The organism is Halorubellus amylolyticus (assembly GCF_034808145.1).
GTDB lineage: Archaea > Halobacteriota > Halobacteria > Halobacteriales > Natrialbaceae > Halorubellus.
In genome coordinates, this window is the sequence record NZ_JAXHGM010000023.1 from 1 (window position 1) to 698 (window position 698).

General features: G+C 53.4%; 1 protein-coding gene. It reads left to right on the forward strand.

Going from position 1 to position 698, the window contains the following annotated elements; translation table 11 throughout:
• The first annotated feature begins 54 nt into the window (after nt 1-54).
• Nucleotides 55-690 (forward strand): IS6 family transposase, encoded by a 636-nt coding sequence (locus tag SM754_RS20130; RefSeq protein WP_323677925.1) that lies wholly within the window; start codon nt 55-57, stop codon nt 688-690.
• Nucleotides 691-698 lie beyond the last annotated feature (8 nt).

Below are 698 nucleotides of genomic sequence, written 5' to 3' on the forward strand. Positions count from 1 at the left end.
GGCGGTGTTCAGATAAGCACTGAAAAGTGAGGAACGGCATTTTCGAAGTGTTCTATGCCAGAAAACGCCGTCCTCAACGGTCGTTTGGACGACATCGAGTTAGGTTTTGTGGAGCGAGAGGCAACACCGGAGCCGTTGATGCAGCTCAGTATTCACCTTCATCTTTCTGGTCTATCGCTTTCGAATACTGTTTCGATTCTCGAACTATTCGGTGTTGATCGCGTCAAATCGACCGTCCACAACTGGGTTCACAAGGCGGAGCTACAGCCCGAGGATGGTCACTCACCGGATCACGTCGCGGTCGACGAGACCGTGATCCGACTGAATGATGAGCAATACTGGCTGTATGCTGCTGTCGACCCAGAAACCAACGAACTACTCCACACGAAGCTCGAACCAACCAGAACGAACGTACTCGCTCACGCGTTCTTCACCGAACTGCGCGAGAAACACGACGTCGACGACGCCGTGTTTCTCGTCGATGGGGCGACGCCGCTGAAAGACGCCTGTACCCGTCACGGACTCGATTTCCGCTACGAGAAACACGGAAATCGCAACAGCGTCGAACGTGTCTTCCGAGAGGTAAAACGCAGAACTACCGCTTTCTCGAACTGTTTCAGCCACGCCAAGGCAGAAACGGCTGACGAGTGGCTAAAATCATTCGCCTTCGCATGGAATCAGCTAATCTGAACGCGACC